21 protein-coding genes are annotated in these 19,544 nt (G+C 65.6%); 6 read left to right on the top strand and 15 right to left on the bottom strand.

All coding sequences use genetic code 11. The features are described 5' to 3' along the window. Positions 1-11 precede the first annotated feature (11 nt). From I6F24_RS00105 to I6F24_RS00040, 14 genes are all read right to left on the bottom strand, one after another. Positions 12-1,136, bottom strand: a complete 1,125-nt coding sequence (locus tag I6F24_RS00105) for a glycosyltransferase (RefSeq protein WP_036023657.1) — start codon at positions 1,134-1,136, stop codon at positions 12-14. After that, positions 1,133-2,221: a glycosyltransferase gene (locus tag I6F24_RS00100; protein ID WP_225149764.1), complete on the bottom strand. Its 1,089-nt coding sequence runs from the start codon at positions 2,219-2,221 to the stop codon at positions 1,133-1,135. Before I6F24_RS00100 ends, I6F24_RS00105 begins: the two co-directional genes overlap by 4 nt. Further along, entirely contained in the window at positions 2,218-3,348 is a 1,131-nt protein-coding gene (locus I6F24_RS00095; RefSeq protein WP_225149763.1) for a glycosyltransferase, read from the bottom strand. Before I6F24_RS00095 ends, I6F24_RS00100 begins: the two co-directional genes overlap by 4 nt. Continuing rightward, a complete protein-coding gene (locus tag I6F24_RS00090; RefSeq protein WP_225149762.1) occupies positions 3,345-4,457 on the bottom strand; it encodes a glycosyltransferase family 4 protein in 1,113 nt (370 codons plus the stop codon). The genes I6F24_RS00095 and I6F24_RS00090 overlap by 4 nt, the downstream gene beginning before the upstream one ends. After that, complete coding sequence (locus I6F24_RS00085; protein ID WP_225149761.1) at positions 4,454-5,740, bottom strand: TIGR04295 family B12-binding domain-containing radical SAM protein; 1,287 nt, start codon at positions 5,738-5,740, stop codon at positions 4,454-4,456. The genes I6F24_RS00090 and I6F24_RS00085 overlap by 4 nt, the downstream gene beginning before the upstream one ends. Further along, entirely contained in the window at positions 5,737-6,798 is a 1,062-nt protein-coding gene (locus I6F24_RS00080; RefSeq protein ID WP_057029932.1) for an SDR family NAD(P)-dependent oxidoreductase, read from the bottom strand. The genes I6F24_RS00085 and I6F24_RS00080 overlap by 4 nt, the downstream gene beginning before the upstream one ends. Continuing rightward, the gene (locus I6F24_RS00075) at positions 6,798-7,910 is read right to left on the bottom strand and encodes an NAD-dependent epimerase/dehydratase family protein (RefSeq protein WP_036023669.1); all 1,113 of its coding nucleotides are present in this window, start codon (positions 7,908-7,910) and stop codon (positions 6,798-6,800) included. The genes I6F24_RS00080 and I6F24_RS00075 overlap by 1 nt, the downstream gene beginning before the upstream one ends. A gap of 209 nt (positions 7,911-8,119) precedes the next feature. Continuing rightward, positions 8,120-9,325 carry a phosphopentomutase gene (locus I6F24_RS00070; protein ID WP_225128989.1) on the bottom strand — a complete coding sequence of 402 codons (1,206 nt, stop codon included), beginning with the start codon at positions 9,323-9,325 and terminating at the stop codon, positions 8,120-8,122. Then, positions 9,313-10,263: a beta-xylosidase gene (locus I6F24_RS00065; RefSeq protein WP_225149760.1), complete on the bottom strand. Its 951-nt coding sequence runs from the start codon at positions 10,261-10,263 to the stop codon at positions 9,313-9,315. Before I6F24_RS00065 ends, I6F24_RS00070 begins: the two co-directional genes overlap by 13 nt. Further along, complete coding sequence (locus tag I6F24_RS00060; RefSeq protein ID WP_074448197.1) at positions 10,260-11,027, bottom strand: TIGR04290 family methyltransferase; 768 nt, start codon at positions 11,025-11,027, stop codon at positions 10,260-10,262. The genes I6F24_RS00065 and I6F24_RS00060 overlap by 4 nt, the downstream gene beginning before the upstream one ends. Continuing rightward, positions 11,024-11,824: a nucleotidyltransferase family protein gene (locus I6F24_RS00055; RefSeq protein ID WP_036023674.1), complete on the bottom strand. Its 801-nt coding sequence runs from the start codon at positions 11,822-11,824 to the stop codon at positions 11,024-11,026. The genes I6F24_RS00060 and I6F24_RS00055 overlap by 4 nt, the downstream gene beginning before the upstream one ends. A gap of 2 nt (positions 11,825-11,826) precedes the next feature. Beyond that, the gene (locus I6F24_RS00050; RefSeq protein WP_225149759.1) at positions 11,827-12,930 is read right to left on the bottom strand and encodes a glycosyltransferase; all 1,104 of its coding nucleotides are present in this window, start codon (positions 12,928-12,930) and stop codon (positions 11,827-11,829) included. Then, entirely contained in the window at positions 12,927-13,523 is a 597-nt protein-coding gene (locus I6F24_RS00045) for a histidine phosphatase family protein (RefSeq protein WP_225149758.1), read from the bottom strand. Before I6F24_RS00045 ends, I6F24_RS00050 begins: the two co-directional genes overlap by 4 nt. Then, a complete protein-coding gene (locus I6F24_RS00040) occupies positions 13,523-14,623 on the bottom strand; it encodes an inositol-3-phosphate synthase (protein WP_225149757.1) in 1,101 nt (366 codons plus the stop codon). The genes I6F24_RS00045 and I6F24_RS00040 overlap by 1 nt, the downstream gene beginning before the upstream one ends. A 340-nt stretch (positions 14,624-14,963) precedes the next feature. Between I6F24_RS00040 and I6F24_RS00035 the strand changes: the two genes are divergently transcribed. From I6F24_RS00035 to I6F24_RS00015, 5 genes are all read left to right on the top strand, one after another. Then, positions 14,964-15,251: a hypothetical protein gene (locus I6F24_RS00035; protein ID WP_057029924.1), complete on the top strand. Its 288-nt coding sequence runs from the start codon at positions 14,964-14,966 to the stop codon at positions 15,249-15,251. A 12-nt stretch (positions 15,252-15,263) separates the two neighbouring features. Further along, positions 15,264-16,184 (top strand): hypothetical protein, encoded by a 921-nt coding sequence (locus tag I6F24_RS00030; RefSeq protein WP_225149756.1) that lies wholly within the window; start codon positions 15,264-15,266, stop codon positions 16,182-16,184. An 87-nt stretch (positions 16,185-16,271) separates the two neighbouring features. Beyond that, positions 16,272-18,038 (top strand): SDR family oxidoreductase, encoded by a 1,767-nt coding sequence (locus I6F24_RS00025; RefSeq protein ID WP_225149755.1) that lies wholly within the window; start codon positions 16,272-16,274, stop codon positions 18,036-18,038. A 123-nt stretch (positions 18,039-18,161) separates the two neighbouring features. Beyond that, positions 18,162-18,380 (top strand): hypothetical protein, encoded by a 219-nt coding sequence (locus I6F24_RS00020; protein ID WP_057029921.1) that lies wholly within the window; start codon positions 18,162-18,164, stop codon positions 18,378-18,380. 14 nt (positions 18,381-18,394) lie between these two features. Beyond that, a complete protein-coding gene (locus I6F24_RS00015; RefSeq protein ID WP_225149754.1) occupies positions 18,395-18,880 on the top strand; it encodes a metallophosphoesterase family protein in 486 nt (161 codons plus the stop codon). On the opposite strand, the gene I6F24_RS00010 is transcribed toward I6F24_RS00015, so the two are convergent. Then, positions 18,877-19,065, bottom strand: a complete 189-nt coding sequence (locus I6F24_RS00010) for a hypothetical protein (RefSeq protein ID WP_036005037.1) — start codon at positions 19,063-19,065, stop codon at positions 18,877-18,879. The genes I6F24_RS00015 and I6F24_RS00010 overlap by 4 nt on opposite strands. A 184-nt stretch (positions 19,066-19,249) precedes the next feature. Here I6F24_RS00010 and I6F24_RS00005 point away from each other — a divergent pair, with 184 nt between their 5' ends. Then, on the top strand, positions 19,250-19,423 hold the full coding sequence (locus I6F24_RS00005; protein ID WP_192893250.1) for a hypothetical protein: 174 nt from the start codon (positions 19,250-19,252) through the stop codon (positions 19,421-19,423). The last annotated feature ends 121 nt before the right edge of the window (positions 19,424-19,544 follow it).

Genomic DNA, 19,544 nt, shown 5'->3' with positions numbered 1-19,544 from the left:
GACGTGGCCTTTCAGAGTTGGGCGACCTGCATGGGGCGAACGACGGGGAGTGGCGCCGTCTTGCGGCGGCGCCGCGCGGCTGCCTCGGCGTAATAGGTCTCCAGCTGCCGTGCGCGATGGTCGGGCGTGTGATCGGCGAGAACCCGCCGCCGCGCGTTGTGGGCGATCGTGCGCCGTTGCTCTTCCGGCATGTCGCGCAGGATCTCGACGACCTCGCGCGGGCTGGCTGCCAGCAGGATTTCCTTCGAGGGCGCGAAGATCGTCTCGATCCCGGGCCACCGGTCCGAGATCACGGGCGTGCCGCAGGCGGCGGCCTCGAACAGCCGGACGCTCGGGGAGAAGCCCAGCGCCTTCATGTCGGCGCGGGTGGCGTTCAGCGTGAAACGCTGCGCCGCGTAGAACTCCGGGTGCTGCTTCGGCGAGAGGTGCTCGATCCGCGTAACGTTGGCGGGCCAGGCGATATTGTCCGGATATTGCGCACCGGCGACGACGAATTGATCGCTCGGCAGCGTGCGCGCCGGTGCCAGCAGCAGCTCCTCGAGAACGGGCTGCCGGTCCTCGCTGTAGGTCCCGAGATAGCCGAGCGCCCATTTCGGCGGCGCCTGCTTCGGCGCGTAGATCTCCGCGTCTGCGCTGCAGTAAAGCACACGCGCGAGCGGACTGCCGTAGCTCTGCTCGATCATGCCGGGCACCGGTCCGCCGGTGAACGACAGATAGAGATCGAAGCGCGGGATCATTGCCGCCGAGAGATAGTCGAGGCCTTGCTCGAGCCGCGCCAGAGTGACTGGCGTGTCGATGTCGTAGAACGCGGTGATGCCCCTCGCGTGCGTCGTGGTCCATTCGGCGAGCGCGATCCCGTCAGGAACATAAGAGCCGATGATCACCAGATCGGCATCGCGGATCAGCTTGCCGAACTGGCGCGGAACATCTTTCGAAGAATGGTACAATTCGACAGTCCAGGCAGAGGGCTTGGTCAGGTCGCGGTGATCGCGATACCAGGGCACGTCCCGCTCCAGGAACGTGACGCGGTGACCTCGTCGCGCCAGCGCTTCGATCAGGGCGCGGTAGGTCGTGGCATGACCGTTGCCCCAGGACGAAGTGACCGAAAGACCGATGACGACGATGGAGAGGTTCATTCTGCTGCCTCGATTCGGGAACTGTGGGCGACGAAGAGATCGTTGAACTGGCGGGCGCGCTGCCGGTAGGTGTGCTGGCTGAGAATGCGGGCGCGGGCGCGGCGGGCGATCGACCGGGCCCGCTCGGGATCGAGCGCGGTGAGGTGCTCGGCCACCTCGGCGCCGTCGGCGGCGACCAGCACCTCGCGGCCGGGTTCGAGGAAATGATCGATGCCGGCCCACTCGTCGGTGATCAGGCAGGCACCGGCGCCGATCGCTTCGAACACCCGTGTCGGCGGCGAGAAGCCATAGCGCGCCATGCTGTCGCGATTGACGTTGAGCGTGGCGAGCCCGGAGCCGAAGAACGCGTTGTGATCGGCGGTGCCGACATGGCCGACCTTGCGCAGATTGGCGGAGGCGTCCTTGTCGTCCCAGCCGGAGCCGCCGAGCACGAAGGACTTTCCGGGCAGATGGCGTGCAACGTCGAGGAAGAAATGCTCGACGCGCTTCTCGCGGTCGGGCAGGCGGTTCGCCAGCAGGCTGAGATCGCAGGCAAAGCGCGGATTGGGCGGCGACGGAAAATGCGTGGCCGGATCGAGCGCGTTGTAGATCGGCACGCAGTCCCGCGCGCCCACCGATCGATACGCGGAGACGACGGGCTCGCCGCCGCCATAGGTCAGGACCATGTCGTAGTATGGGATCGCGCGACGCAGATGATGCTGCGGATCGCTTTCCATCGCCTCGAGCGTGGCGGGAGCATCGACGTCCCAATAGATCCGCGTCAGCCGCGAGGGCAGCGCGGCGACGGCGTTCTCCAGCTCGAGATCAAAGACGCCGACGCCGCTGGCCTTGACCAGCATGTCGGCCGATTGTGCGGCTGTGTCGAGCGAGCTGCGCCAGCCGTCGGCGGTCGCGGGATAGACCACCACCCTGGCCCAATCCGGCTCGTCGATGTCGCGATGCGACTGGCGGTCGAAGGCGTCGGGTTCGTAGAAGGTGACCTCGTGGCCGAGCGCCGCGATCTCCTTCAGCATGCCACGGTAGTAGGTGGCAGCGCCGTTCCAGTAGGACGAGACGAGGCTGGATCCGAAGAAGCAGATCTTCATGCGACGGCTCCGATGTCGTGCTGAGGCCGTGCCGAGCGGCTGGAATCCCTGAGGTCGGTGACGATGTCGATGAGCTGCTCGGCGCGGTGGCGGCAGGTATGACGATCCCTGATGACCTTCAGGCCGGTCTCCACCATCGCGGCAGAGAATTCCGGATCGTCGATGACGGACCGAAGCGCATGCTTCATCTGTTGGCCATCGCCAACGCTGAGATAAGCGCCCTCGGGGAACAGGCCTTCCTCATCCGACCAGGGTGCCGAAACCAGGGGAATGCCGCAGGCCAGCGCCTCGAAGACGCGGATGGTCGGGATGCCCGGCAGCAGGGCGACGTAAGGCCCGCGCGGCACATGGATGGTCGCGCGCGCGCCCGCGAAGGCGACGGGGGCCCAATGCGCCGGCAGCCAGCCGCCATAGCGGATGCCTGCGCTCCTGATGGTGCGGAGCGCATCATCCGAATAGCGCACGCCATGGACGCTGGCGCGGAGCTTCATCTCCGCCACGGGCTCGACCAGGAACTCGTTCAGCTCGGCGCTGCGCTCGCCGTCGCCCCAATTGCCGATCCAGACCAGATCGTCGGTCCGCTCGACCTGGGGCAACGGGTGATACAGCGCAACGTCCGCTGCCTCGTGCCATGTGAAGACCCGGTCTGCCCAGCCGAGCTTCAGATAGATCTGCCGAAGCACCTCGCCGAAGGCGAGCACGCCGTCGAATCCGTCGAGATCGAATTGCGCAAGCTCGTCGGGCGCGCTGACCGCACGGTGATGGGTATCGTGAAAGAGCAGGGTGAAGGACCCGCCTTGCACCCGCCTGCGCCCGATCTGCGCGATGAGATCGGGCGAATTCCATTCATGCACGATGACGAGATCCGCGCCATCAAGCGCCCGCTCGAGATCGAGGCTCGTGTCGTAGCGGCGGATGTCGATGCCGGGGAAGAGGGCGGGAATGTCCTCCATCGCATGACTCCCTCCTTCGCGGATGGCGTTCAGGCGGCTCCAGCCGTCGATGGGCTCGAACACGACCACCTCGTGCCCAAGCGCATGGAGCTCGCGTGCATAGCCTCGCAGGAAATGCGCGTTGCCGTTGTTCCAGCAGGAGGTGAAGGCATGATAGAACAGGACGCATTTCATGCGCGCACCTCGATTTGGCTGGCCGCGGCGCTCGTCCGGCGCGATGCGATCAGATCCTGGTAGAGACCGAGATAGGCGCTCGTCATGCGCGTCAGCGAATAGGTCAGGGATTGCTCATAGGCGGCCCGCTGCAGCTTTGCGCGGCCCATCTCGTCAGCGCAAAGATCTGCCAGAGCCCGGTGCAGCGCCTCGCTGTCGGCGGGATCGACGAACAAGGCGGCGCCGCGCCACAATTCCCTGAAGGTCGGGACGTCAGAGAGGACCAGCGCGCAGCCGGCGGCGGCGGCTTCCAGCACCGAGAGACCGAACGGTTCATAGAGTGCGGGGCTGACGAAGATCGCTGCATGCTGCAGGCGCGTCTCCAGCGCCGCGTGCGGCAGCTCTCCGAGCCAGGTGATACCCGCTGGCAGGCGTGCTTCGATAGGACCGGCCACCTCGACCGGCCAATCCAGCCCAGGAGCGGCGGCGGCGAGCGCTTCGATGTTCTTGGCTCGGTCCCACAGCCGTCCTGCCGCGAAAATCAGGTCCTGCTTTCGCCCAGACGGGGCGCGTGGCGAAATTCCGTTCCAGATCACCGCGCCGCGCGATTGCGGCTGGTAGATCGCCGTGATGTCGTCGTGGAAGGCCCGGCTCGGACAGACCCAGGCCTGCGCCGCGTCGAGCGCAGCGGCGACCCGCTCGCTGTAGCGGCGCCATCTGGGCTCGCCAAGCCAGGCGGTATCGCGGCAGGCCAAGGCCCAGGAGTTCACGCAGGAATGCGCCACCAGCACGGTCGGGGCCTGCCATGCAAAGGTCGCCTCGCGAAAGCTGTTGAGATGCACAACGTCGGGCATCAATCTGGCTTCAAGGTTTGCAAGCACGCGCCTTGCGTCGGAAACGTTTTGGCCCTCCGGGTCCTGCCATTCGAGTGCGAGGTCCGTCTCGATCAGGTGAACGCTGGTCTCGTGCAGCATCTGACGCTGATCGACGCGCGCCCGCGGGCCCAGCGTCACCAGCGTGACGTCGGCCCCGGACGCAGCGAGACTTGTGGCGAGGGCGCAGGAATAGGTCCACACGCCGCCAACCGTGTCGGTCGTCATCATGATCCTGATGTCGGCGCCACGGTTCATGAGGCCACCTGGAGTTCGAGGCTGTCGAGCGGCACCGGGCGATCGTTCTGCACGTCGCTGAACTGGTCGAACATCGCGAGATAGTGCCGGTGTGCGCGCTCCCAGGCGACATCGTCGGGCTCGCCCCAGAGCTTGCGGTAGTCGGGAGAGCCGGGATAGGGGTAGAGCGGCACGGGATCGTTGGCCCAGACGCCGGCATCCTGCATGGTGCGGCGCCAGCGCTGCACCACGGGATCGTCGTCCTCGGGCACCTCGATCAAATTGGCCTGCACGAAGGGGACGTGGCGGCGAGCTTCGACCAGCCGGTCGGCGAGCTGATCCGTCGTCATCTTGCAATTCTTGGCGAGGGCCGCGCGCCCTTCCACGGTGAGGCTCTCGATGCCGGCTTCGATCGAGACGCAGCCGGCGCGCCCGAGCAGGGCGAGCATGTCGGGCTTCCAGAGGTCGATCCGCGTCTGCACGCCGAACTTCAGCCCACGCGTCGTCAAACCTTCCAAAAGTTCGCGATTGGGAAGAAAGATCTCGTCGATGAAGTAGACGTACTCGATGCCATGGCGGCGCAGACGATCGATTTCGTCGAGAATGACGGCGGGCGGCCGCTTGCGATAGGCGTTGCGGAAATTCTCCTTGGCGCAGAACGTGCAGTTGTAGGGGCAGCCGCGCGAGGCCTCCACCTCGGCGCCCGGTGCGGTCGGCGCGGCCTCGAAGCGGTGATGGTGGTGATGGTGACGCCTGATCATCTCGTCAGGCCAGTCGAGCGCGGGCTGATCGCTGAACGCGACCGCCTGCGGGCCGCCATTGACCCGGAGCGAAGCACCGTCGGCGAAGCACAGGCCGGGAAAGTCTCGCTCGCCATTGGCGAGACGCAGCAGGGACGCCTCGCACTCGCCCATCACGACGATATCGACGCCAAGCTTCCTCAGGGCGGTCTTCGGCGTACTCGAACCATGCGGGCCGACCGCGATCAGGGTCGGCGCAAGGTCCCGCACCGCGATGGCGAGCTGCTGCGGCACGCGCAGCTCGGGCGGCGCGCAGCGCCAGAACAGATAGGTCGGTGCGGTGGTGAAGACGATCTGGTCGGGATCAAAGGCGCGCAGCTCGGCCTCGATCTCAGCGAGGGAGAGATCGAACATATGCGCATCGAGCAGCAACGTGTCGTGGCCGGCCGCCTTCAGATAGTGCTGGGAGATGCCGAGCTCGAGCGGCAGGTGAGGCGAGCGGCAGCCGAAATAGATGCTGCCCGAAAAATCCCAGTTCGGATTGATGAGGGCGACCCGCGTCATGCCAGGGCCTCGCTTCTATTCTGTGATCCGAAGCGGCTGTCGAGCCAGGTGTGGAGCGAGCGCAGGCCATCGGCGAGAGGCATTTGCGGCGTCCAGCCGAGCGCGGTGGCGAGCGCCCGCGTGTCGGTCACGTACCAGGGCTGATCGCCCGGTCGCCAGTCCGCAAAGCGATAGCTGACCTTGCGGCCCGTCAGCTCTGTGATGCGGTCGATCAACTCGAGCAGGCTGATCGCATTCGCAGGACCGCCGCCGAGATTGAAGACGCGCCCGCGCGCCAGCGCGATGTGGTCGAGCGCCGCGAGCCAGGCGCTCACAGCGTCCGACACGTGCAGCGCGTCGCGGACCTGCTTGCCATCGCCATAGATCGTCAGCGGATTGCCGCTTATGGCGCTGAGCAGGAAGTGTGCGATCCAGCCCTGGTCCTCGGTGCCGAACTGCCGCGGCCCGTAGATGCAGCTCATGCGCATCACCACGGTCTGCAGCCCGAACACCCGGGCATAGTCGTGGACGTATTGATCGGCGGTGCCCTTTGAGCATCCATAGGGACTGTAGAAGTCCAACGGCGCGTTCTCCGAAATGCCGCCGGCGAGCAGATCGTTGACCGGCGTGTAGCGACGGCCGGTGAGCGCGATCTCGCTGTCCTCGATCAGGCGCCCGTAGACCTTGTTGGTCGAGGCGAAGATCACTGGCGCTGAGGCGTTGTGCAGGCGGACGGCTTCGAGCACGTTCAGCGTGCCACGGGCGTTGATCTCGAAATCGGCCGAGGGATCGCTGACGCTGTCGGTGACGGCGACCTGGGCCGCGAGGTGCAGCACGGCGCGTGCCTCGCGCACGGCGTCGATCACCGGAATGGGGTCGCGGATATCGGCCACCGTGATCGCGACGCGGTCGCCATGCCGGGATTTCAGCCATTGCGCGTTCTCGCGCACGCCGGCGCGGGCGAGATTGTCCAGCACCAGCACACGGTCGCCGCGCTCGGCCAGACGGTCGGCGAGATTGCAGCCGATGAAGCCGCAGCCGCCGGTGACCAGGACAGGTCTGTTGTCTTGTTCACTCATCACGCGACCAACCCTCGTTGCAGCAGCTCACGGGTCGCCCGCTCCGCCTGATCGTCGGCGATCTGGTCGGCGAGGTACCCGGCGAGCTCTTCGAGCCCGTCCTTGAACGCGACATGCGGCTCGAAGCCGAGCAGGTCGCGTGATTTGCCGATGTCGGCGAAGCAGTGCCGGATGTCGCCAGCACGGTATTTCCGTGTGATCTCGGCAGCGATTTCGCACCGTCCCATCACCTGGGCAAGATCCTCGGCTACCGACAGAATGGTGCGGCTCTGGCCCGAGCCGACGTTGAAGACGTCCTGGGCGTGGTCGGATTCGAGCGCCATGCGGCAGGCGCGGGCGACATCGTGCACGTGGACGAAGTCGCGCCGCTGCAGGCCGTCTTCGAAGACGAGCGGCGGCCGGCCATTGAGCAGCCGCGCGGCGAAGATGGCCAGCACCCCGGTATAGGGATTCGACAGCGCTTGCCGCGGACCGAACACGTTGAAGAAGCGCAAGCCGACCGTCGGAATGCCGTAGGCCTTGCCCGTGATCAGGCACATCCGCTCCTGCGCATATTTGTTCAGCGCGTAGATCGAGCTCAAAGACGGCTGCTTGGTCTCAGGCGTAGGCACGGGATCGAGCGCATGGCCTGCATGATCCCGCAGTTCCCACTCTCCTTGGCGAAGCTGCCCGATCGGTCGTTCGTCGCAAGCCACGACGTTGCCGACGGCATCACGATACAGGCCCTCGCCGTAGATGCTCATCGAGGACGCCACAACCAGCCGTGCGACCGGTCGCTTCGCCAGCGCCTGCAGCAGCACGGCGGTGCCGAGCTCGTTCGTCCTGACATAGGGCTCGATGTCGTACATGCTCTGGCCGACGCCGACGGCGGAGGCGAGATGCAGGACCATGTCGGCGCCGCGCAAGGCCTGTTCGACGGCGACGCTGTCCGTGACGTCGCCGACCACGAGCTCGGCATCGTCCGCGAGATAAGCGGGCCGCTGACGGTTGCCGCCATGGACCTGCGGAGAGAGATTGTCGAGAAGGCGGACCTCATAGCCAGCCGCAAGCAGCACGTCGGCCGTATGCGAACCGATGAATCCCGCGCCTCCGGTAATCAATACTCGCGTCATTCACCGCTCCGTGCCGCATGGGACCGATCCGTTCGGGACCAGCCGATGATGAGAGTTGAAGCGCGCCTTTGCTTGGTCGGGCGACCTGCGCGCCAGTCACGTCTGGGAGTTAGAAGCGGTGCAAGGAATGTTCGTTCCTGCGAAACCTACAAACGAAAATTTCTCTAACCTGGATCAATAACCCAAGTGAATCCCAGCTAGAATCCCGGCTAGAAATGCGCGCCATGAAGTGGCGCCGGCAGGTCGAGATGTCTTGCAACCGTCGCGCCGATGTCGGCAAAGCCGGCGCGTCGGCCGATCGGAGCCGTTGACTGCGCGGTCCACGCCAGGATCGGGACCTGCTCGCGCGTATGATCGGTGCCGCTCCAGGTCGGATCGCAGCCATGATCGGCGGTGATGATGAGGAGATCGTCGCTTCGCAGCCGGCTCAGCAGCTCGGGGAGGCGGGCGTCGAAAGCTTCGAGCGCCGCTGCGTAGCCGGCGACGTCGCGGCGGTGGCCGTAGAGCGTGTCGAAATCGATGAAGTTGGCGAACAAAAGCCCGCCTTCTGCAAGGCCTCCAAGCCCATCGAGCGTGGCATCGAACAGCGCTGCATTGCCGTCGCCGCGCAGGTTTCTCCCGGTGCCGCGATGAGCGAAGATGTCGTCGATCTTGCCGATCGTGACGATGTCGCGGCCGGCAGTTTCTGCAAGGTCGAGGATGGTTCGCTCGGGCGGCGGAACCGAGAAATCGCGCCGGTGCGAGCTGCGCTTGAAATTGCCTGCGTCCGTTCCGACGAACGGACGCGCGATGACGCGGCCGATGTTCAGGGGATCGACCAGCCGTCTCGCGATCGTGCAAACGTCGTAAAGCCGCTCAAGCCCGAACGTCTCCTCGTGCGCCGCGATCTGGAACACGCTGTCGGCCGAGGTGTAGCAGATCGGCTCGCCGCTGCGCATGTGGCGCTCGCCGAATTCGGCGATGATGTCGGTGCCGGAGGCGTGGCAGTTGCCGAGGATGCCGGGCAGTCCGGCTTGTTCGCACAGCTTTGTTACGAGATCGCGCGGGAAGCAGGGCTGGATCTTTGGAAAATAGCCCCAGTCGAACGCGACAGGCACGCCGGCGATCTCCCAATGGCCGGATGGCGTGTCCTTGCCCCTCGATATCTCGCTGGCGCATCCATGGCGCGCACCCTGAACCCGGCCGTCGAGCCCGGGCGGGACGCGCCCCGTCGCAAGGCGGCAGGCCTCGCCGAGGCCGAGCACCACGAGATTTGGCAGGCACAGCGGCCCCTCCCGCTGCGGACTATTGGCACGCCCGGCCATGCATGCATCCGCAATGTGGCCGATGGTGTCGGCACCTTCGTCGCCGTAATTGGCGGCGTCGGGCGCGGCGCCGATTCCGACGGAATCCATCACCAGGATCAGGGCACGCATGTCGGCTCCCTGATCGGCGGGGAGACGCCACTAGAGGAGGCGAGACCGGTCTTCGTGCAATAGCGCTCGACCATCTGCGCGCAGAAATCGGCGAACTCGTTCACGTCGAGCGGCGGGCTGGTGTGATGCGGTTCGAGACCGCGGTGCTCCGGCGTGAAGCAGAACGTCACAGTGATCTCGAACTCGGCCAGCGCATCCATCTGGCGGTCGAACCAGTCCAGTGCGTTGGGGCGGAAGCTGTCGGCCCATGACAGGCCGGTCCGCAAGTGCCGCACGCCGAACCGTCGCATCCAGCGCACGGCATCATCGAGACGATGGTCCTCGAAATGAAACCACTGGCAGAGGCCCATGTCGGCGGCGTATTGGCCGAACAGCTCCGCCGCGGCTTTCGGCGTTCCATCCTCGCGCAGCAGGCCCATGTGGAAATGCCGGTAATAGGAGGACCCCTCGGCCTCCTTGTGCCGCGTGGTCGCCTCCCAGGCCGAAGGGAGATCATAGAGGCTGTACCAGTGGATGCGCGGCGCGCGGCCGATCAGAAGGTCGGCGGTGCGCGACAGGCCCCAGGCTTGCACCTCCTCGGCGCCGAACGAGGAGACGCCGACCTCGGTCACCCAGACCGGGAGCGAGGTGACGGCCTTGATCTCCTCGATCTTGGCCGGCCATTCTCCGATCTGCCATAAATTCCAGTCGAGCGGAAAGCCGTGCACGGCGACGGCGTCGACGTGGTCGAGCACGCCGCGCGCCTGCATGCTGCGCATGAAGGACGGGTCGATCGGCGAAATGCCGCCGAGCACGCGCGGCAAGGTCGGATGCGCGCTGCGCATAGCCTTTCCCGCCGCGAGGGCAAGATTCGCGAACATCGCCCAGTCCGGGTCGATCAGCAGGTCCCAATGCGACTTGTTGTTGGGCTCGTTCCAGATCTTGGCCGCCTCGATCATCGGCTCGCCTCCCGTGACGGATAAACCGGCCCGTCGACCTGCGGCCGCGTCGTGCGCTTGCACAGATAGACCTCCTCTTCCGGATGGGCCGCGATGGCAAAGCCGGCGCTGCGCAGCATGGCCTCGACGCAGGCGCGATTGGGCACCCACCAATTGGTGGGGTCGTCGGCATATTTGTGCTCGATGAAGTGCAGCTTCGGGTAGCCGGAGGAATCGAACTGATCGGTAGTCCAGAAGTCGTAATTCTTCTCGATCGCATCGACCCGGCTGTCGCCGCGCAGCATCGACTGAAACAGGAGGAGATCGCCGGCGACGTGCTCATGGATCAGGTCCAGCGCCAGCAGCGGGTGTCGCAGATGATAGAGCACGCCCATGAAGATCACGAGGTCGAACTTTTCGCGCAGCTGCCCGACATCATAGGCCGACATCTTGCGGAATTCGATCCTGAGCCCGTTCACCTCGGCCGCGAAGCGGGCCTGGGCCAGATATTCTTCGTCGGTGTCGAGGCCGAGCACGCGTTCGGCGCCGCGCCGCTTCATCTCCATTGCGTAGAAGCCGGCATTGCAGCCGATATCGAGCACGGTCTTGCCTTCGAGCCGGTCCGGAATGATGCCGGAGAAGCGCTGCCACTTCACATTGGGGTAGTCGCCGAGAAAGTGCGACGGCGCTGTCGGCACGCCCTTGAGGTCGAGATTGTGAAACCATGGCCCCAGCGCATCGACGCGCTGGCGGATTTCCTCGCGGGAGAGGGCGCCTCTGGTCATGCAATCGCTCCGTTATTCATTGAGACCGGCCGGGCCCCGTCCGATGAGGCGCGGGTCCGCGACTTGGAACGGCCCTCGACGCCCTCGGCGAGCAGGGCCATTGCCGTGCGATAGCCGTCGATGGTGCCGACATCGACGTAGGATTCGCCGGCCTTGACCCCGATGCCGTTGCCGCCGGCCGAAAGGTACGCATTGACCAGCGTCCCGAAATATTCGTCGCGGCGTTCGCGTGCGTGCCACAGCGCCTGGAGCTGGCGGAAGCCGTGGGCCGACATCTTGAAAGCACCCCAGATCCAGCGCGAGGCTGCATTCGGCTGCTTGACCTGGATCTCCGTCACCTGCTCGCCGTCCAGCACCACCGCATCGAAGAATTCGGGGTGCTCGACCGGGAACAGCAGGAACGAGAGGTCTGCCTCGGGCAGGGATTGCAGGGCCGCCTTGGGAAACCACACCGTGTCGGGCAAGCCGACCATGACGTCTTCGTGCCGCCCGACGACGGTGCTTGCCCTGAACACCGCGTCGCACAGGCCGGAGGCTTCGGGCTGCACCACATAGGCGAGCTCGGCGCTGCCGTAATGGTCGCCGAAATATTCGAGGATGTCGGACTTGCCGGGCGAGATCACGAAGCAGATCTTGTCCGCGCCGCCGAGGATGAGGCGCTCCAGCAGATATTCGGAGACCGCGCAGGGACGGTCGGTACCGTCGTCATGCCGGCTGCCGACCGGCAGCAATTCCTTCGAGAACGCAAGCGGCTGGATACGGCTGCCGCGGCCCGCGGCCGGAACGATGCCCCACATGATCAGGCCTCCTCGATTTGTTGCCGGCTGATGCGGCTCGACGCAATCTGCTCGAGCATCGAGATCAGTTCACGCGCCCGCTTGTCGGATGTGTGCTGGTCCATGGTGCGCTCATAGGCGCGCAGGGCCATGCGCCTGAGCTCGGCATCCGGCATCGCGAGTGCGGCAAGCGCGTCGTGCTCGTCGCGTGCGATCAGGATCTCTTCTCCGGGCGCGAAGAAGTCCGCTATTCCGGGCCAGTCGTCGCTCAGCAGCGGGGCACCGCAGGCCGCGGCCTCGAACAGCCGGCCGGACGGGCACCAGCCCATCTCCGCCATGGCCCGGCGGGTGACGTTGAGGGTCAGCCGCGATGAGGCAAAGAACGGCGCGTGCTCGGACGGCGGCAGGTGCCGCACGAAATAAATGTTGGGCGACCATGGGAAATCGTCCGGGTACTGCGCGCCGCCGATCAGGAAGCGGAGATCCTGGCGCGCCCGCGCGGGCGCAACGAAAAGCGCCTCGAGCGTGTGCTGGCGGTCTTCGGAGTAGGTGCCGAGATAGGACAAATCGGCGCGATAATGCGGCTGCGGCGCGACCGGATGGTGGATGTCTGTGTCGACATGCCCATAAAGCGGCCGCGTGTCGCGCGCGCCGAGCCTGTTGCGGAATTCGTCCGCAACGTGAGGCCCGCCGGTAAAGCTGAGCACCAGCGCGAAGTCCCGCAGGCCGCGCGGGCCGATATAGGGAACGGCCTCGCCGGCGATGAGCCTTGCCAGCGTGACCGGAGTATCGAGGTCGTAGAACACGGGAACGGCACGATCCTCAGCAAGGATCAGCTCGGTCGCGGCGATCGCATCGGGGCAATAGGAGGTCACGATCGCAACGTCGGCGTCACGGACCTCCGCGCTTGCCGCCTGCCGCACATCGTCCCAGTTCGCGAACAGTCGGAGCGCGCCGCCCGGCAGCTCGTAGAGATCCCGGGCACCGGAATAATAGGGCACGTCGCGCTCGAAGAAGACGACGCTGTGTCCCGAACGCGCGAGATGCTTGCAGAGGCCGCGCCACAAGGTGGCGTGACCGTTGCCCCAGGAAGACGAGATTGTCAGGCCGAAGATGACGATCTTCACGCCGGCACCCGCTGGTTGATCCCGGTGATCTTCATGCCCCTTCTGTCGGCGCGGAGCGTGCTGATGCTGGCAGGATCGATCTCGATCGAAAGAAACTGATCGAGCGGCATGCGCGAATAGTGCAGCAGCGCGGCACGGATCGGCTCGGCGTGGCTGACGAGGACGACCGCGTCGAGATTGCGGTCGCCGCGCAGCTGCTCCAGATGAGCGACCATGCGGTTCTGAAGCGACCGCATGCTCTCGCCGCCGGGCGGGCGGCTGGTGCCGCGTCGCCCATTCCAGCGCGACCATCGGGGATCCGGCGCCAGCTCGTCGAACGATCGCCCGGTCCATTCGCCATAATCGAGTTCGTCGAGGGCAGGAACGATCTCGACCGGCAGCCTGAAATGCGCCGCGAGGATGCATGCCGACTGCATACAGCGCCGTTGCGGGCTGGACTGAATGAGCGATGGCCGCGCCGCGATGGTGCCGGCACAGCGCGCCATTTCCTCACAGCCGAGATCGTCGAGCGCGACGCCTTTCATCCGGCCGCACAGGATGCGGCCGAGCAGGGCATGATGACCGTGGCGGACGAGATGGATGATCCCAGCCATCACGCAAACGCCTTGTCGTCGATGAAGGCGCGCGTCCGCCGTCCGGCCTCCTCGTCGGTGAACTGCTGCGGCGGCGATTTCATGAAATAGCTCGAAGGGCCGGTCAGCGCTCCGGCCTGGCCGCGGTCCATGGCGAGCTTGGCACAGCGCACCGCGTCGATCACGACGCCCGCCGAATTCGGGGAGTCCCAGACCTCGAGCTTGACGTCGGCGCTCAGGGGAACGCCGCCAAAGGTCGTTCCCTCCAGGCGGATGAAGGCGAGCTTGCGATCGGTGAGCCACGGCACGTGGTCGCTCGGTCCGACATGGATGTTGTCGGGGTCCATGGGGACGTCGAACTGGCTGGTCACGGCCTGGGTCTTGGAGATCTTCTTCGAGGCCAGCCGCTCCCGCTCGAGCATGTTCTTGAAATCGGTGTTGCCGCCGACATTGAGCTGGTAGGTGCGGTCGAGCCGCACCCCGCGCTCGCGGAACAGGTTAGCGAGCACGCGATGCAGGATGGTGGCACCGACCTGGCTCTTGATGTCGTCGCCGACGATCGGCAGGCCGGCCTCCTCGAAGCGGCGCCGCCATTCGGGATTGGAGGCGATGAAGACCGGAATGCAATTGACGTAGCCGCAGCCGGCCTCGATGGCGCGCGCCGCATACCATTCGCTGGCGCGCTGCGAGCCGACCGGAAGATAGGAGACCAGAACGTCGGTGCGGGACATCGCCAGCACTTCGGACACGTCGGCCTCCGGCACGTCCGCAATCGGAACGTCGTCGGTGAGATAATGCCCGATGCCGTCCAGGACCGGTCCGCGCTGCACGATCACGCCTGTCGGCGCGACGTCGGAGAAACGGTGCGTGTTGTTGGGCGAGGCGAAGATCGCATCGGCGACGTCGCGGCCGACCTTGTTGGCGTTGACGTCGAACGCCGAAGCGATCTGGATATCGCTGATATGGTAACCGCCGAGATCCGCGTTCATTAGCCCCGGGACCGGCTCGTTCGACTTGGCGTTCCGGTAGTAGGTGAGGCCCTGGACGAAGGAGCTCGCGCAATTGCCGACGCCGACGAGTCCGACGCGCACGCGGCGCCTGTGTTGGAGACGAGAATGCATGGAATGAAGCCCTCCGGAAGCATGCGGCGTCGGTGCAAGAGTCGGTGTAAGTACGTCGGCGAACGTGTGGAAGGTATGTTCGTTCCTGGGAAGGAGATGCGAGCGGCACGCCGTGGGCCGATTCATCGCGACAAAATGCGACGCGCTTAACATGGGATAAAGTCCCGTACCGCCAGCTCGGAACGAACGACTTTCATGATGAAGATGAAGAAGATGATGCTCGCCTCACGCGGACCGTTTCGTATCTGCCGCGAAGAACCAATCACTGCGGCCCGCGTTTGTCGGCCAATGGTTCGATGCGGTGCGGCGTTCATCGCCCGCCTAGTGAACGAGGTGTGACATGACATCCAAGGCACAGAACAGCGAAGCCCACGAGACCACCGATCACAACGTCATCCAGAAATGGGCCGAAGAACGCGGCGGGAAGCCGGCGACCGTGAAGGCGACGGAGGAGGGTGGCCACGCCGGAATCCTGCGTATTGATTTCGATCCGCCGGATGAAGCGTTGGATCGCATCAGCTGGGATGCGTTCTTCGAGAAGTTCGATGAAGCCGGCATCGCGTTCCTGCATCAGGATCGAACCAAGGACGGCAAGCTCAGTCGATTCCACAAGTTCGTGCGACATTAGCGACCGCGCGACATGGCGGGCGGCTGGGCGGAAGCGATCAGGGCGGGCGATTTCGCACGCGCCTGGACCATCAACGATGGTGATTTGCTGGAGATCGCGCATCCGCCAAAGCACACTGGCCCGCGTCACCTCCAGCGGATCTGGCGCGGCGAGGAGCTGAGGGATAAGCACGTGCTGGTGCGCTGCTATCACGGACTCGGCGACACCATCCAGTTCCTGCGCTTCATGAAGCCGCTTCGCGCGATTGCGCGCAGCGTCACCCTGTGGTGTCAACCCGAGCTGCTGCCGATGGTCGAGGGCGCAGCAGGCGTCGATCGCGCCATTCCGCTGCATGATGGTGCGCCCGAGAGCGCTTTCGAGGTCGACATCGAGATCATGGAGGTGCCGCACGCCATCAGAGCGCGCCGGGATCAGGTCGAGATGCGCGGTCCTTACCTGGCGCTGCCTACAATTGCTCTTCCGCCGCTTCGGCGAGAACAAGGGCTGGCCGTCGGCCTGGTCTGGAAAGTCGGTGAGTGGGACAAGCGCCGCGAGGTTCCGGCCGTCTTGCTGCGCAATCTCGCTGGACCCGGCGTCGCGCTCCATTCGCTCCAGCGCGGGACGAGCACCGAAGAGCTCGCGGCGATCGGGGCGCGGGACATCAGCACGCCTGACATCGTCGCGCTCGGCCATCACCTGCGGCAGCTCGATCTCGTCATCTGTGTCGACACCATGGTGGCGCACCTTGCGGGCGCGCTCGGATGCGAGGCCTGGGTCTTGCTGCATGCCGATTGCGACTGGCGCTGGCCCCAATCCGGTGCGCGTTCGTTCTGGTACCCGAGCCTGCGGCTGTTTCATCAAACACGGCCGGGCGATTGGGTCGATGTCATCGCCGACGCCCGCAACGCGCTACGGGTGCGGCTCGAAGGAGGTCGAACGACCGCGGCGATGTGATTTCCAGACGTTCTTTCCAAGACATTGATGAGGAACGAGCGCCGCCCACGCGCTTTGGTGCAACGCCCTCGCAATGGAAAGACGCTCATGCAAAATTCCGACGCCGGTGTGTCGACTGCCAGCCTGTCGCAGGTGACCGACGATATCTGGATCGTGAACGACAAGCCGATCAACGCCGCCGGCCTGCAACTGCCCGTGCGGATGACTGTCATCCGCCTGTCGAACGGCGACCTCGTGCTGCATTCGCCGGTGAGATATTCGCCGGCTTTGCGCCAAGAGCTGGAGCGGCTGGGCACGATCAGATACCTGCTGGCGCCGAATATTGCGCACTGGATGTTCCTGCCAGAATGGCAAAGGCAGCTGCCGCAGGCCGCGATCTTTGCTGCGCGCGGCCTTGCGGCGCGCGGGCAGGTGCGGGCGGCCGGCCTCCGCGTCGATCGCGAGCTTGGAGACACGACGCCGGAGGAATGGGCCGCCGACCTCGAAACGGTGTCGGTGAATGCTCCGATGTTCTCGGAGGTCGAGCTGTTCGACAGGCGGAGCCGGACGCTGGTTCTGACGGATATCGTGCAGAACCTCGATCCCCACCACCTCAGCGCCTCGAATACAGCCGCGGCGAGCCTGCTCGGCATTGCCAAGCCGGACGGGAAGGCCCCAATCTATCTGCGGCTGTTGCTGCGCCTCGGCGGCCGCTCAGTGCGGGCTGCGGCCGAGCGGCTCGTGAAGCTGGCTCCGGAACGGGTGATCTTTGCGCATGGCGACTGGTTCGAAACCCAGGCAATGGCGCGGCTGCGGCGATCCCTGCGCTGGCTGCTCCCTACGGACGTCTCCGGACCCGAGCACGGGCAGATGGTCGGCACCCGCGTCGTCATCACCGGCGCCTCCAGTGGAATCGGCAGTGCCGCGGCGCTGGCCTTTGCCCGCAACGGCGCGACCGTGGTCCTCGCTGCGCGTCGCGGCGAGGTCTTGATGCGGCTTGCTGCGGAGTGCGAGGCGCTCGGAGGCCGGGCCCTGGCCGTGCCGACCGACGTCACTGACGCGGAGGCGGTGCAGCGTCTGGCCGGTACGGCGGACAAGGCCTTCGGCGGCATCGACGTCTGGATCAACAACGCCGGCACGGGCGTGTTCGGAGCCTATCAGGACGCGGATATCGCGCTTCATCGCCGGACCATCGAGGTCAATCTGCTCGGCACCATGCATGGCGCGTTCGCGGTGCTTCCGATCTTCCTCCGCCAGAACCGCGGTGTCCTGATCAACAACATCTCGCTCGGCGGCTGGGCGCCGACGCCCTTTGCCGCAGCCTATACCGCCAGCAAGTTCGGCCTGCGTGGCTTCACCGCGAGCTTGCGTCAGGAACTCCGGGCTCATCCGGGCATTCATGTCTGCGGCGTCTTCCCGGCCATCGTCGATACGCCGGGCTTCGTCCACGGCGCCAACGTCTCCGGACGAAGGCTCGATCCCGGTCCGCTCCTGTATCAATCCGAGGACGTGGCCCAGACCTTTGTCAGCCTCGTCCGCGCGCCGCGTGACGAGGTAGCCGTGGGGTGGCCGGCGCGCGCCGGGCAATTGGCCTATGCGATTGCCCCTGAGATCACCGAGAATATCCTAGGAGCTGCATTCCGCTGGCTGCTGTCGCGCGCGCGTCCCGCAGCAAGGAACGAAGGCACCTTGCTCGAAGCGGGTCCGCAGGGCACGTCCGTCGACGGCGGCTGGCTGGTGCGGAAGCAGGTTCCGCCGGCCGCTGTGCTCAGCAAGGGGCTCGTGGTGCTCGGGATCGCTGCCGGCCTGGCATTCGCGGCATCGAGGGCTGGCCGTTCCAGACCCCGCGCGAGGACGCGGCGGCGCCGCGCGTGAGTCCGCGGCAATCTCGCGCCGAGGACAGACGGCGATGCCCGCCCGCCGGACCGCAGATGGCTCCGGCGCCGGAACGAAGCCCTGAGACCGCGCGTTCCTGCGGGAACACCCGAGGACCAGACGTTGCCGCGCTATCATTTTGATTTGGTGGATTCTGAAACCGTAGCCGACGAGGGAGGTGCCGATTTGCCGGACGACATCAAGGCTCTGGATGTCGCCGAAGAGATTGCGCGGCGCCTGCTCGAGGAGCGTCCCGAGCTTAAGGGCCGCCACTTCTCGATCCTCGTCACGAACGAGGATGGTGAGGAAATCGGCCGGATGCCGCTGGATGTAGTGCACTGAAGCCGTGATCTGACATGACGTTCAGGATTGGGGTGATCGCCGACACGCATGGACTGCTGAGGCCCGAGGCGAAGCGCTGCCTCGCCGGCGTCTCGCACATCATCCACGCCGGCGACATCGGCGCCCAGGCGGTGATGGACGGGCTTTGCCGCATCGCACCCGTCACCGCGATCAGGGGAAATGTCGACCGGGGCACGTGGGCTGAACGCTTTCCCGAAACACAAACGCTGCGCCTCGGCGGCCGCAGCTTCCACGTCCTGCACGACCTCAACGAGCTGACGATCGATCCTGCCGAGCTCGGGATCGATGTCGTGGTCTCAGGGCATTCCCACCGCGCGCGGATCGAAACCGTCAACGGCGTGCTCTATCTGAATCCAGGCAGCGCAGGGAAGCGCCGCTTCAAGCTGCCGATTACGCTGGCAACGATGGAACTGCACTCCGGCGGGCCGCTGCGGCCGGTCATTCACGATCTCGACACGCCAGCAGGCCTCCGCTGCTAGTGCGTCTTCGATTTCTGCCACCGCTCCAGATCCAGCGGCGGCCGTTCCGGATCGATCTGTTCCTTCTCGGGATTGCCTTGCCAAGGCTTATCCGTCTGCCGGTGCGTCGGCATATCGGTCTTCCGGCGCGGATCGTCGAGCGGTGTCTCTCGCGGATCGGTTTCAGGTTCAGTCGCCTTTGGCATGTGTTTCCCCGTCGAGAGTTTCCCTGTCGAGCTCGCAGGATGGGCTGCGGCAGCACCCTCTGATCAACCCGGGACGCAGCGCGGTGTTCCCTGTCTCGCGCTGCGGCGATCGGCGCAGGAACGACCCCTGCGACAACTCATTGTTCTATTTCGACATTGCGAACCATCGACACAGGAGCAGCACATGTCAAAGATGCCTCCAGTCCCCGAAGAACAGCGGAGCAACAAGGGACCCGGTTCCGATCCGGCCGTCGAGCCGACAGAACGGGAGCCGGGCCGCGAGAATTTCGATACCCAGGGCCGCCACGGCAACATCAAGCAGAACACGACCAACCAGGGCTACCAGCAGGATCGATGATGCTCGACCTCAACAGATGCACCAAGAGACAGTCGATGAGCAGGACAGGTCTGGTGCTGCTCGCCGTGCTGGCGACCGCCTCCGCCGGAGCGGCATTCGGGCAGGGAGGTGGCGGCGGCGG

Origin of the sequence: Bradyrhizobium sp. BRP23 (assembly GCF_020194135.1) — a bacterium.
Classification (GTDB): domain Bacteria; phylum Pseudomonadota; class Alphaproteobacteria; order Rhizobiales; family Xanthobacteraceae; genus Bradyrhizobium; species Bradyrhizobium yuanmingense.
Note: the sequence above shows the minus strand (reverse complement) of the source record. Positions and strands in the feature narration are given on the sequence as shown.